This window comes from Vibrio sp. 10N.261.52.A1 (assembly GCF_002876325.1).
GTDB classification, from domain to species: domain Bacteria; phylum Pseudomonadota; class Gammaproteobacteria; order Enterobacterales; family Vibrionaceae; genus Vibrio; species Vibrio chagasii.
Genome location: NZ_MCYD01000499.1, coordinates 31,518 through 43,099, shown reverse-complemented (window position 1 = coordinate 43,099; position 11,582 = coordinate 31,518). Strand labels below are relative to the sequence as shown.

The window sequence follows — 11,582 nt, the reverse complement described above, 5'->3', positions numbered from 1 at the left end:
CAATGATTAACTCTCGGGTAGGATCTTTTCTAAATTGCCATGCGCCAGCGACCTCTCCCTTGGCGGGAGCCTTTTTTTTAGCTCCCCCTTTATAATACTACTATACGGAGGGTGGTACACCACCACTAATATATGACGAAAACCTGAATTTTCGCGTGAATTTTCGTTGTCACCAGTCACTTTTTCGTCTTTTTGATACCACCCCATGTATATGTAGGAGATATGTCCACCACACTCATAAAATCCTCATTTTCAAATTCCCTACATATATTGAGGGGGGTGTCAGACATCTCATTTATTAGCAGGTGCTAATGTTTTGGTGGTTCAATTTAATTCGAATTTTGATACCACCATTGATATATGTAGGGACAGTGATGCCAAATTCTGAAACGAACTGTCGTTTCATAGTGGTTGATTAGCAGTGATGATCAGAACTAGATTACTTTCGTTAAGGCGCGTCATTGAAAATAAGGATTAACAATACCGCTCAAAATGTGTATGTCGGTTGATGGACGTTCTTTTTAGTAACGATTTTCGATTTCTGGCTAATTGCTTTCAAGAACGCGCAAATCTTCCCATACAATTCCCAATCCCACCAAAATAGAAACGATGTTTTGCAATTTTTTCCAATTGTTTCTACAAATGTCATTCCTTAACCGATTTATTACGGTGTTTATCAATATTTCCCAAGCATATCGATTTACCTCATACGCAATACAATTTTATTCGATTCATGCACGATATTTTTCAACAACTAACAATAAACATGAAAAATACCCTCACTAATTGCTAAACCATCATCAATTTTTGTGTATCACTAGGTTTGACATCAAGACAAATGATCGGAGTGATTGATTATGAACAAACAACTGGAAGTTGCAGCGATAGATGTAGGCTTTGGAACCACCTGCGTTGCATCTGAAATAACAGGCGATCACTGTTATTACCATTGCTTCCCATCAAGAGCTGTAAAGGTGAATCCTACAGAGCTGAAGCGACTGGAATCGTTTGGCACAACTCAGCGAAATACGGTTTTAGTGAACATTGACGGAAGTAGTTATGAAGTGGGACCGGGAGTTTTATCAAAAGCAGCTGACGCCAACGAAAGACTTCTTAATAAACGTTACATCTCCAGTCCGGCTTACAAGGCGCTGTTTATCGGTGGCTTAAGCTTATTAAAAACGGATTGCATTGACTTGCTGGTGGCAGGGCTTCCATTAAACCAACTGGATCGTAAAGATGAATTACTCAATTTTATGATTGGTGAACATCATGTGGATGGGAGAGTGATCCGAGTCAAACAGGCACATGTATTGCCGCAGCCACTTGGCGCACTTACTTATCATGCAAAGTCAGAAGCAAAGAAAATGAACTGCGGGATTATGGAGGCGCTTGGGAACCGAGCGAGAGTTACTGTTGATCCAGGTTATGGAACAACCGACTTCTTGACTTCTACGGGGCTTACAATCGACGAAGAACGTACAAAGGCATTCGAACTAGGTCAGGGGAAAATTCTCAGAAGCCTGAGCACCTACCTGTCAGAAATTTTGGGTACGTCCATCGGCACCGAATTGGTAGACAAAGCATTCAACACGAAAAAGCTCGAAATATTTGCTGAAGCGTATGACTTCCCTGTCGCTGATGGTGTCTTTGACTGCTTGCCGCTGATTGACAGTTTGTGCAATGAAGCAGTCGATTTGCTTACTAACATGCTTGGTGAAGCATCAGACATACAAGAGTTTATTGTGTCTGGTGGTCCAGCTCCAGATTTCGCGAGAGCGCTAGAACGTGCATTTCCGAGACATACTGTGAAGTTAGTCGAGAAACATGAAGTTGCTGTATGCCTTGGTTTTGCTGAGTTAGCTAGACAAATCGCGGGTGTTAATTCAAACAAGGTTGCGTAGCTTATGAGTAATAGTATCGATGTTAACCTGTCGACTTGGGTGGAAAGGGGAGCTATCGAGATCCCCGATAGTCCGAAGTTTAAGCGCATCATGTTGCGACGAATACTAAACAAAGGCGCAGTGATCAAGCGATTGCACGAGTCGAACTGGGAAAAGATATCATCACAAGTTGAGCTTACGATGCCGTTCAACGGGGAGAAGGTTAATGAGCGATTTAGAATATCTAAACGTGATTTCCCAGTTTTGTTAAGCGAATTGAATCATTCTGAAAACCGAAGTTGGTTACTCCCAATTCTTTTCCAATTGGGGCTGTTATATCACCAATCCGGTGAAGCAATTATTAATCGATTTTTGGGTAACGTGAACACCAACAACGAACACGGTACTTCCCTAAATTCTCCACAGATACCTGAAGCTAAATCACCACAGACAGACCCAGCAGATTTGGTATCTACGGAACTGGTTGATAACTTGACTTCAAGCGGATTAATCAGTTGATTTTTTGCATAGCACATTTGCGATAAGTCAAGACTTAATATTGAGAATGTGTATGTTTTTTTGTAATCATTGTTGTGATTTTATACATTTATGCAATAATCCAAGAGTTCACTAAAACAAATTGCGTATTATGGAATTCGTAGTTTCGTATAAATGAACACAACGTCAATACTGTAAACGCAACCTAACAACGCTCGTGGTGAGCTTAGTAAGGTGTTTGAAAGGTCAATGTTGGGATCGCTCAAACTGCGTAAAAAGCATGGAAGATTTACTTATGAAACGTCTAGGCCACATGGCAGCCGTGCGTGCAATTTCCGCTCGCATATTGTCAGCTGCACACCAATCTGTTTTAACTAACAGAGAATGCTCCGCTCAAATTAACTTTCTGACTAACATCGACGTAGATCGATTTATAAGTATCGAGCCCGATACTCTAGAGAAGTTTGCAGAGACGCAGCATCATATCTTTACCCTTGCCCCATTACGTTCTGGCTGCACCAAACAAACAGGTTTATCGGTTCTCAATACCGCAATTGAAACAGGCCAGTTTGAAAATTATCGGACACGATTGAACGCTTATCTCAATGTCACTTCTGAATCTACACCTTCTACCGATGAGATGAGTTTTCAGTGCCAATCACTAATTCTCGCAATGCACAACCTCGCTCAAACAGATCCGCATTCTGCGATGATTGAGCTAATGGCAACTCAACAAGAAATCACTAAGTTTGCTAGTTTTGAGTTGTTTCAAATTGTCAGGTTCACATCTGCCGGTATCAATCCTTTCGTATTTCACGAAGGTACTGAAGCTGAGATGTTGAATGCCTTAGAGACTCATGAATTTCAAAGTCACAATGTCGGCGTAGAACGCATTCGTATGCGTACCTTGACCGATATGATCTAAATTCAGTCTGTTCACAATTTGAAAGGATAGTCATATGTCCGAGATACAATTATCCACAGCGTCTCAAATGGCGCTGAAATTGGAGACGCGAGCACTCGATCTTGTACGCTTTGGTGCAAACGCAGCCACAATTAAAGACCTTTTAGGTTCAGTGCCTAAGTCTGCTCAACATGAGCTTGGCCGAATGCAGACAGACTTTAAAAAATCAAGAATGGGTAAAGATGCGAGCTTTCTTCATCAAGTACCGGAAGCGTTTCCCATCTCGAATAAGCTTTGGGCTTATTATTCAATCCTCTCCAATGACCCTTCAGTGAAATTGCCGCTTCAAGACAATATCGACAAGATGCTTGATGCTTATGCAAGAGTATTTGATGAATCGAGTGAAGACATACGTGCTTACGTGAATTTCAATAGATTTGTTCAACTCCTTCATCGTATCGGTGACGGTACGATCCACATTTTCAAATGTGAGTGTGGGACAAAATATATTGGCCACACTGAAAGACCTGGTACTGGTTGTGCTCACTGTCGTGCAGAAAGAGCGAGAAATCGTCGTAAAGCCAAAGCCGCTGAGGTATAGATTATGAAATCGAACTATCTAGGCTTATCGATGATATGCGCCCTTGCATTTGCAGCTACCGCGACGGCAGATGCAAATTTCGTCAATGATAAAAGTGCCGCTCAAGGTTGGCACTTTTATGGGGAGCCTGAACCAGAGGAACCCAAAAAGCCCGAGCTTCCACCAATCCCTATAGCCCCTCCAAGTGCAGCAAAATCTGGTCCTGAACCTATGTCGACGAAATGGATACGAGCGCACTTTATGGAGTTTGTTGGTGAAGCAATTAATGACCCTAGTCCGGAGAACATCCAACGAGCCCGATACATGCAACGTGTGATTATGGACAAGGCGACTGCGTTTAGGGAAGCGTGGATGCAAGATGTCATCAACAACCCTCTTCTTGATGAAACACAAGCAAGGCCAACATCGAGTTTTGCTCTTAATGCTAAGAATGAAGCTAAGAATCGTGCAGAACAGGAAGTGGTTCAAGAAGTAGCAAAACAAGCAGGGTTATGGTTCTTTTTTGAGAGCACTTGTGATTACTGTAAACGCCAAGCACCCATTGTCCAACGCCTCATGAGCAAATATGGCTTTAATGTAAATGCGATCAGCATCGATTTAGCGCCAATGGAAAATGGTATGTTTCCTGAGTATCAACCGGATACCAAGCAGAAGTATAAAGAGCTAGGCGTTCAAAGAGTGCCTGCTTTGTTTTTAGTTGGTAATTCCGGTGAGTTTGTAGCGCCCATTTCACAAGGTATTGTGACTGAAAGTGAAATCGTAAGATTGGTTCTTATTCAGGCAAAGACGGCCAATGTGATTTCAGAAGAACAATTTAACGACGCGTCAGCAGTTGAGTCACTACAGCAAATTACACGATTTGAAGATATTGATGAAGAAAGAGCCTTAACAGACGCAAACTATCTAGTTGAAATCTTAGAATCGAACCTCAAAGCACAGCAAGGTTATTAGCTTTATCACGGTGAATTGGAGCCTGTTCATTAGTTAATGAGCAGGCTTTTTTATATCAGTTGCACGTTAATTACCGAAAAAAGGCTCCTTATTTGAATTTTTTGCACTGGCGTTAAGTAACACTAATCCTAGTTCTCTATCAGGATATGGTCATGAAGCTTATACCAGTGGTTCTACTGACATTCAGTACATTAGTGATGGCCAACGAGTCACAAAAGCCCGTGATTACGTCATCAGACACTACCAACCCGCAACAATCGACGACTCGACAAATAGTAGAAATGCCCGATTACGAGCGGCTATTTGGCGCTATTGCGTCGAATAAAGGCGACATCAACGCGTTGAAAGTCAGCCTACTAAATTTCTATTCAAGCTTGCTCCCAGTTTTGCGTTATGAAGCGCTCGTTCTAGAGGTGCCTGAAGCTTTGACCGCTTATAGCTCTGCAGAGTCAGCAAGCTACGAACTCGCCAAGCTTCACCTTATTGACCCTGAAACTCTAGAACCAAGTGAATATCAGTTTTATGAGCGAGTGGTGGTTGAAGACAGCTACGAAATTGCGAAGGAGTTGGTACTCAATGTGTTGCCGTTTATCCCTTCCTCTGAATCAGCTCAACAGAAAAGTTTGACAAAGAATGTCAATGCACAAGCGCAGGAGGCAATCAATTATGAAACGTATTAGGTCTTTTATCGTTGCCGCCTCGCTGACGTGCTCTATCAATGTGTTGGCCAACCCAATGCAAGACGTCTTCAATGGGTACTCGACAGGTCATGGCATTGTCGACTACGAAACCAGTAACAAAAACGCCATCGCGCTCGGTTCATTTTCATACCGTGTTAAGAGTCATGATCCAAATATCGTGAACTTTCAAGGTCCTTCGATGAAAGCCGGATGTAACGGGATTGACCTTAATCTCGGTTCATTTTCAATGATCAAAGATTTAACTGGGATGCTTCAAAACTCAATGAGACAAATTGCAGCGGGTAGTGCGTCGTATGCCTTCAACCTAGCTTTAGATGCTCTGTGTCCGACGTGTGCTGCAAACATCAAAGCCTTGAAAAAAGCGATGGATGAATGGAACCAATTTTTCAAGAACTCATGTGAAGCGGGTCAGGCATTAATGGCCAACGCGGTCGGCCCATATGAACAATCAATCCGAGATACTTTGGCAATCAGTCAAGTCGCAAACTCAACGGGCGTTGCGACAGATTCAGCTGATTGGTTTCAAAATATGGTCCCAGGCACTTCATTACTTGAGCTCTCCCAAAAAGTTCAGAATGGTGAGGAATTACTGACAGGTAACCTGCTAATTAACGGCATGAGAACATCAAAAATGAATGTTGGTGCCGCTGACTTCTTCCCTAGATTTTCGGAAACCGTCATGTCACTAGTTGGGACAGAAATCCGTGATGTTGCTGATAACACTAACCCTGACCGCCAAGGTGTCGAAACTTCTTCAATTGCGACAACTCCCGTACCAGCGACATTGACTCTGCTAGATATCGCTTTTGGTGGCTTTGATACTCAAGATCAAGTGATAAGGCTCAAGTGTAATGACGGTAACCCAGATACGGTGGCCAGCTCTAAATGTCTCGATATCACTCAAGAAACGATTGATTGGAGGCCGTTGAACAAACAGTTCTTAGAAGCGTTGGATGGAACGACAGACGGGACCGCAGGCGTATTAGAGGTCTATCGAACAGGTGCTCGCGGTGCGAATGATTTTGGTCCTACTCAAAAAGCTGTGATTCAGGGTGGCGGTATGGATGTATATGGCTACATAGCTTTACTCGCGACCAAATACAGAAAAAGTTCAGAGGTCCAAGGTTACTACGAAGCAATTGCTAATGAATACGCGTACAACTTTGCGATGCAATTTTTCGCGTCTGCTCGTGCGTATTTGGATGCGGTCGCAATCGCGGCTAAAGCCGACAGCGATGCTAATGCCCAAGCCTACATCAAAGAAGCAAGAGAAATGTTGAACATACAGATGGACATTGTGGACCGCCACTATGAACAACAAGACTCTAAGAACCGTTTGCATATGTTAGTCGAGAAGAGTATGGAGAACTAAGTCATGGAATTTCTGATATATACCATTGGTAATTTTGATTGGGCTAGACAAGTTTTCCTTGGCTTGTCGATGGCGTTCGATCCATCAACAGGTGATTTTGGACAGCCTAACTACTTGTTCGGTCTTGGATTAGTTCTTTCCTTCTTCGTTGCAGCCTTCAAACAATTCTTTGAAAAGGGTCAGATTGGTGGTGAATTCTTAGGAACAGTGTGCAAGGGCTATCTTATCTGGATGCTGTGTTTCTACCCGAGGGTCGATATCGTTGTCGAACATGCTGGTACGGGTGATTCAGCGTATTTCACTGACATTCCTGTTGGTTTAGCGATAGGTGGGGCTGTAACGACTCAAGTACCTATCGCTTTTATCGATATTTTGAGTGACATCTTTGTGATGCCTCAGAACTCAGGCACACACTTAGACGCACTTAGAACGCTGGTGGCTATTGAAGGGTCTGTAAATAGTCCGAATATTCGTACTATTGGACATGCAGATAGTGATTTCATACGCAGCATAGACAGTTACATGAATGGCTGTTTGTTCAAAGACATGGAAGTTGGTGGAGCCTATCAAGAGGCGAAGGTTGGCAATGTATTGACGAATGTCGATGCTTGGGCCGCGATGGAGGTGAGCTCAACGATTTGGTACATCGACATGTACCTTGAAGGTCAACCGTCGTTCATGTCGTGTAAAGACGCTTACACTGCACTGAGCGCGTACATTGATAATGACCAATCGAAATTAGCAGACGGACTCGATGAGTTAAATGAAGCGAAAGGCATTTCAGCGACACAAGTAAGCTCTGCACTTCAGCAGTTGGGCTCTGCATCAATGGACAGCTACACATTTCAGATGAATAACTTCCTTGATTATCACGTCAAAAAGAATGCTATGGGGTTAGATGCTAGTCATTCTGCACGAGGCCAACTTGTTGACGCTATGGAATATCAAGCGAAACAACAGCGTCTTTTCACTATGGCTGGTGACAGAAACTTGTGGCTTGAAATGGCCCCTGCCACCATCTCATTTTTTGAAGCATTCGTGTGGTTTGCAGCACCACTTATGTCCTTCTTTATCATCTTTGGTGAAGGGGGCTTTAAGATCGCCGCGTCATACATGAGATTCTTAGTTTTGGTTGGATTGTATCCATTCGTGATGATTCTGATTAACTTCTATCTCGATTGGTCTATTCAAAATGCGTTGGAAACGTCGATCACCGAGCAAACAGCATACACCATTGGGGGATTGTCCAACTTCTATTCCGAAGCGCGAAGTTATATCGCGACCGCTTCTTACATGACGACAATGGTTCCTATGTTGGCTTATATGCTTTTGAAAGGTGGCGAGTACGCAACCGTGAGTATGGCTGGCAAGATCGGGGGAACCGCACATGTTAATCCTAGTGCTGTCGCACCAGATATTGCAGTTGGTGCCAAAAATGGTTCACTCAGAATGGGTAATCACAGTTGGACTATGGGTGATAACGGTGTGGTTCATTCAACAAATCAAATTCAAGATCAAAACATGCCAACACTCGGTGGTATGTCGAATATGACCAGTAACTTGTCCCTTACATCAAGTATGGCAGAGTCGCGAGTTCAATCATCCCAAGCTTCACATCAACAGTCATGGGGCAAGCTTTCTCAACTTATGACGCAGATTCAAAAAGGAAAAAGTGCGAACGGTAGTGATAGTCATCAATATTCTGAAAATGCTCAATTTGCATCGCAGGTGCGTGAAGGCTTACAGAAAAACACCAATCTAGATACACAAGAAATTACTCAATTGATGGGTAAGTTAGTCATGGGTGGTGGTGGCTCGGGTAGCGGAAATTTCGGTTGGGGAAGTGGAGAGGATTCAACACAGCAAACCTCTGAGAGTGCAAAGACGTCGACTCAAGCTTCTGACTCTACCCAATACAGTAATGGACAAAGTAATAAAACAATGTCGAATACGCAGGGGGGCTCTCAGGCTGCAGGACGACACGGACGTGGCCCCGTGACTAGAACCAGCCACATAGAAGATAAGGGCAATTCAAAAGCAGAAAGAGTCCAAGTTACTGACACTAAGAGTAATGACAAGAGTTCCGGAAAAACAGACCGAGTGGGTTCAAGAAGCAAAAGTGACTTCGCGGTTGGTCTTGATGGCCGAGTTCAGGTTAACGCAGAAGGCGGATTTAACCTTACGGAACGTGAGGCAGAGGCATTGCAGGCAAGCTTAGGTTACGTGACCAGTGAACAAGGCGGCACCGGTGCTCAATATACCAGTCAAGAAGCGATTCAAAAGGTTCATGGTCTTTCAAGAACGACAGGTTGGGGCGAAACGGGACAAAATGCTATTCAAGACCTGAAAAGTTATACAGCTGCGAAACAATTCCAAGAAACGACGAGTCACGCATTGGGTGTTGCAAAAGGTTTGAATCAAAACTATTCAACCAATTTTACAAATGCGGCAAACAATAAGGAATTTAAAGAGTGGGTGGCTAATGGTTATAACACCGAAAGTGAGATGGCCAACATGAACCCAGAGGAGCGTAGAGTCGTTGAGGCCAATGCTCAAGCCCGAAACCTCCAAATACAACGTGATGCATCTAAATACTATCACGGAGATGTGGGTCGTGCTGCAGCAGTACTTTTCTCAAGTGAAATGGTTAATCAATATCAAGAAGTGGCGAACGCTAAAGACATGAATTCAATGAAATCGGGCTTGATGGATATCTCGCAGAAATTCAATGAAGCCGACTTCTTGATTGGTGACAAAGCCCTTAATGATATGTCGAAAAACTTTGCCACGATGAGTAACAACTTAGGGTCTGTGAAAGATACCACCAGCAACTCAGCTGTAGCAGGCATTCCGGAAGAAATTCAAAGACACCAGCAAGGCTTTGAGAAAACGCGAGATGAACGACTGGGTGAGGTTGGTAGATTATTGACCACCAAAAATATCAAAGATGAGCACGAGGAAAATGTTGTTAAGGCTCGCGCCAATGCATCAAAAGTTGCGCCTGAGAAAACAGATGAAATTAAGGCCATTGAAACTGCCACTGATACAGTTAATCCAACTCCAATTTCTCAAGAAGTTAAGAGTGCTGCGAAAGATGCTGGTGGATTAGTAAACGACGTTGCAGCGGGGCTAGTTTCTCAGTTTCACTCTGCGACAGCTCAACAGCTATCAGAGCCAGCCGCAGAAAATATGAAGCACTTAGAATCTCCATTGAATAAAGGTGCTGATTTATTAACAAGACCACAAATTGCGACTAACCCAAGTGCTCGTGATTTTGGACTCACCACTAATTCCGAAGGTGTGTATGGTGCCGCTGTGATCGCGTTAACCAGTGATGAGAACACGCTCAATAAAGATGGGCTACTCAGTGACACGGAAATCAAGCATCACAATAATGCGGTTGGGAATATAGAAAAACTAAGAACGGAAATGTCTGAGGATGAGTCATTTGCAAAAGAAGTAGGTGGACTAGCATCGGGCAAATACACCATGGAAGCGTTAGAGGACTATAAACTGTTTATGGGTGGCTCTGAGGACGGATTCAGAGACATTGATTACAACAACGTTGCTCATGTTGCTTCAACACTTGGTACATCCCTTACTGATGAGCAAGTTTCGAATCTATCAAATCAATCTGAGGTTAATAAGAATTACGATGTCGTAAATGGCAAATTGTTATCTAAACATTATCTGCAGATTGGAACAGAGGATGGGGCTGAACACCAGAAAGCTTACCACGCAGCTAAAGATACACCGAATGAAGTGAAGTTGTCACAACTTGAAACGACAGGTAAAGAGCAAAACGAAGCTGCAATTAAAGAGGGCCAATCTAACGGAACAACGCCATTAACGGGTGTTAATGACACCGTAGCGAACACAGCAGTGCCGGGATCTGTACCGTCAAATGAGCCATCACCAGTACCAAGTTCAATGACAAAGTTCGCTGAAACTGCAGCGCAAAGCTTGGCACTTATGGAGGCATCAGAGAACAGTGGTATGAGTGACGAACAGAAATCACAAATCTTTGACTCCATTGACAGTAATACGATCTCTGTAAAAGAAGGAGCTCAACTGTTCAATGCTGTTAGTTCAGGTGAAATGACGGCTAATCAGGCAATTACGTCGTTGCAAGAGAAAGAGGAGATGCTTGCTTCAACAGAAAATACACAACCTGATGCTCAACCAACAGAGGCAAATAATTCAAAGGAAACAACGACACAACCAACCCAAGGCAATGATCAAACAGGTTTCTCCAAACTAGCTTCAATGGTTGTTAGCGCATTACCAAGTAACCCATTGCCGCAAGAGGACAGTAATAATCAGCCTACCCAAGTTCAAAGTAATCAAGAGGTAGCTCCTGATAATAAGTCAGCCGAAACGGTAGATACGTCGAAGACCTCTGACACTGTAGCTACGAACTCACGCCCTGAAAGTTCAGCACCACAGTCGGTGGCTCAAACGGGTACAGTAGCGCCAGCAACGCAAGTGGCAAGCGCATCACCGCAGAAAGTGGATGAGACAGTAGCTACGAACTCACGCCCTGAAAGTGCAACACCACAATCCGACTCACAAGCGGCAAATGTAGCGCCAGCGACACAAGTGGCAAGTGCATCACCGCAGAAAGTGGATGAGACAGTACCTACGAACTCACGCTCTGAAAGTTCAGCACCAC

The 11,582-nt window shown here is 43.6% G+C and carries 8 protein-coding genes; all 8 read left to right on the top strand.

The genetic code is table 11. The features are described from left to right. The first annotated feature begins 857 nt into the window (after positions 1–857). On the top strand, positions 858–1,904 hold the full coding sequence (locus BCT81_RS05960; protein WP_102423515.1) for a ParM/StbA family protein: 1,047 nt from the start codon (positions 858–860) through the stop codon (positions 1,902–1,904). A gap of 3 nt (positions 1,905–1,907) precedes the next feature. Then, positions 1,908–2,402: a hypothetical protein gene (locus BCT81_RS05955; RefSeq protein ID WP_102423514.1), complete on the top strand. Its 495-nt coding sequence runs from the start codon at positions 1,908–1,910 to the stop codon at positions 2,400–2,402. A 274-nt stretch (positions 2,403–2,676) separates the two neighbouring features. Then, positions 2,677–3,306, top strand: coding sequence for a hypothetical protein (locus BCT81_RS05950; RefSeq protein WP_081231360.1), 630 nt, complete (start codon positions 2,677–2,679; stop codon positions 3,304–3,306). Between the two features lie 34 nt (positions 3,307–3,340). Continuing rightward, positions 3,341–3,886: a hypothetical protein gene (locus BCT81_RS05945; protein WP_081231361.1), complete on the top strand. Its 546-nt coding sequence runs from the start codon at positions 3,341–3,343 to the stop codon at positions 3,884–3,886. A gap of 3 nt (positions 3,887–3,889) precedes the next feature. Then, positions 3,890–4,837: a conjugal transfer protein TraF gene (traF, locus tag BCT81_RS05940; protein WP_102423513.1), complete on the top strand. Its 948-nt coding sequence runs from the start codon at positions 3,890–3,892 to the stop codon at positions 4,835–4,837. Between the two features lie 152 nt (positions 4,838–4,989). Beyond that, positions 4,990–5,517 carry a hypothetical protein gene (locus BCT81_RS05935; protein ID WP_102423512.1) on the top strand — a complete coding sequence of 176 codons (528 nt, stop codon included), beginning with the start codon at positions 4,990–4,992 and terminating at the stop codon, positions 5,515–5,517. Beyond that, positions 5,504–6,910 carry a conjugal transfer protein TraH gene (locus tag BCT81_RS05930; protein WP_157938859.1) on the top strand — a complete coding sequence of 469 codons (1,407 nt, stop codon included), beginning with the start codon at positions 5,504–5,506 and terminating at the stop codon, positions 6,908–6,910. Before BCT81_RS05935 ends, BCT81_RS05930 begins: the two co-directional genes overlap by 14 nt. Before the next feature lie 3 nt (positions 6,911–6,913). Continuing rightward, positions 6,914–11,582 (top strand): conjugal transfer protein TraG N-terminal domain-containing protein (locus tag BCT81_RS05925; protein WP_133152578.1); only part of this gene is annotated, 4,669 nt, incomplete at its 3' end.

What these genes read in the sequence shown, in the direction of transcription:
- BCT81_RS05960 (WP_102423515.1), top strand. Translation starts at nt 858, where the DNA reads ATGAACAAACAACTGGAAGTTGCAGCGATAGATGTAGGCTTTGGAACC.
- BCT81_RS05955 (WP_102423514.1), top strand. Translation starts at nt 1,908, where the DNA reads ATGAGTAATAGTATCGATGTTAACCTGTCGACTTGGGTGGAAAGGGGA.
- BCT81_RS05950 (WP_081231360.1), top strand. Translation starts at nt 2,677, where the DNA reads ATGAAACGTCTAGGCCACATGGCAGCCGTGCGTGCAATTTCCGCTCGC.
- BCT81_RS05945 (WP_081231361.1), top strand. Translation starts at nt 3,341, where the DNA reads ATGTCCGAGATACAATTATCCACAGCGTCTCAAATGGCGCTGAAATTG.
- traF (WP_102423513.1), top strand. Translation starts at nt 3,890, where the DNA reads ATGAAATCGAACTATCTAGGCTTATCGATGATATGCGCCCTTGCATTT.
- BCT81_RS05935 (WP_102423512.1), top strand. Translation starts at nt 4,990, where the DNA reads ATGAAGCTTATACCAGTGGTTCTACTGACATTCAGTACATTAGTGATG.
- BCT81_RS05930 (WP_157938859.1), top strand. Translation starts at nt 5,504, where the DNA reads ATGAAACGTATTAGGTCTTTTATCGTTGCCGCCTCGCTGACGTGCTCT.